The 1,562-nt window shown below is 43.5% G+C and carries 2 protein-coding genes; both read right to left on the bottom strand.

Features of this window, described 5'->3' with window-relative positions; translation table 11 throughout:
* Window positions 1-297: 297 nt before the first annotated feature.
* Entirely contained in the window at window positions 298-555 is a 258-nt protein-coding gene (locus tag H8J70_RS12330) for a hypothetical protein (protein ID WP_186504587.1), read from the bottom strand.
* Window positions 556-925: 370 nt separating this feature from the next.
* Window positions 926-1,183 carry a hypothetical protein gene (locus H8J70_RS12335; RefSeq protein WP_222433713.1) on the bottom strand — a complete coding sequence of 86 codons (258 nt, stop codon included), beginning with the start codon at window positions 1,181-1,183 and terminating at the stop codon, window positions 926-928.
* Window positions 1,184-1,562: the final 379 nt, after the last annotated feature.

Raw genomic sequence — 1,562 nt, forward strand, 5'->3', positions numbered from 1 at the left:
AGTCCCATACCTGCGTCTCGATGCAACAGGACTGCTTTCATTCGTTTTTCATAAGAATACATTTTAAACCTCCTGACATTTAGTGATCATGTCAGGTCCAACTTTTTGTCCGCACCTCCGATAGAGGCGTTTCATAACAGTGTAATCAATTGGCTGATTAGTAAGCTATAGCGCTGATATAACCGGGGAGAGAGGGTACTTGTAAAAAATAATATTTTATACGGAACCTATTGTTTCTTCCAGCCTCTCTCCCCCGCAAAGCGGGGACTCTCCCCGCTTTGCGGGGAAAGCTTTCTTTCATGTATGGTTTTTGGGATAGAGTTCCAAAATTTCGTAGTAGCCGGGGATTTCTAGCATGGATTGGCCGTTTCTTAGGGCTGTGAGGACTTCGATTTTTTTGTCTAGGAGTTCCATGCTGTTTGGGTCGAAGTATTGTTTGAGTGGCATGTCTGAGCATTGGAGCAGCAAGTCCATTACTTGGTACCACTTGATTTCGTCGATTATTTCTTCGGGAGAGAATGTTTTTTTCAGTGCTCCCAGGGCTTCTTGCAGCATACTGCCACCTGCTTTCTCGTTTGAATAGGTTCTAAATTTGGGGCTTCTGTGTCCCTTGTGTGACATATTATAGCAGGTTCTGTGACAATTGATAGATTTTCTAAATCAGAGTTTATGCAGTTCATTTTTTGTTTATGGTATGGATACGAATAAAGGCTTTCTCCGCTGTATGGAGAAAGCCTTTGTTGTAAATTTTTCTGTATCGGCCACTACCGGCCCTATCGGTCCTCTCTCCCCCGCTTCGCGGGGAAAGCTATTTTAGGCCTCTCTCCCGGCTTTGCCGTACTCTCCCCGCTTCGCGGGGAAAGCTATTTTAGGCCTCTCTCCCGGCTTTGCCGTACTCTCCCCGCTTCGCGGGGAAAGCTTTCTTTTATGTATGGCTTTTGGGATAGAGTTCCAGGATGTTGTAGTAGTTCGGGATGTCTGAGATGGTGGCGCCGTTTCTTAGGGCTGTGAGGACTTCGATTTTTTCGTCTATGAGTTTTAAGCTGTTTGTGTCGAAGTATTGTTTGAGCGGCATGTCTGTGCATTGGAGCCAGAGGTCCATCATTTGGTACCACTTGATTTCTGTGATCGTGTCTTCTGGCGAGAAGGCTTCTTTGAGTTTTGCCATCATTTTTTGGACCATGTGTGTCCACCTGCCTTTATATAATACATATATAGTAATTATTTAATAGCGTGAGATCTGGGCCAAGCGATTGAGTTTAACCGTTTGTTCCCGCTAGTCTATTATACCATAATAATTACTAAAGAATAGCAGTTATTGATTTTATTTAGAAATGTTAATGTATTCTTTAGATATCTTTCCCGACAAAAAAAGGAAAAGCACCTGCGTGGGATGCAGGTGCTTGTTCCCCAGTAGAGGATTTTGTGTTGTCCTATTTGCTTGGAGGTGCGGACAAAAAGTTGGACCTGACATGATCACTAAATGTCAGGAGGTTTAAAATGTATTCTTATGAAAAACGAATGAAAGCAGTCCTGTTGCATCGAGACGCAGGTATGGGACT

The sequence above is a fragment of the Megasphaera hominis genome (assembly GCF_014269395.1).
Taxonomy (GTDB): Bacteria; Bacillota; Negativicutes; order Veillonellales; family Megasphaeraceae; genus Megasphaera; species Megasphaera hominis.

Excerpts from the sequence above, each read along its gene's own strand:
- H8J70_RS12330 (WP_186504587.1), bottom strand. The coding sequence starts at position 555 with ATGCTGCAAGAAGCCCTGGGAGCACTGAAAAAAACATTCTCTCCCGAA.
- H8J70_RS12335 (WP_222433713.1), bottom strand. The coding sequence starts at position 1,183 with ATGGTCCAAAAAATGATGGCAAAACTCAAAGAAGCCTTCTCGCCAGAA.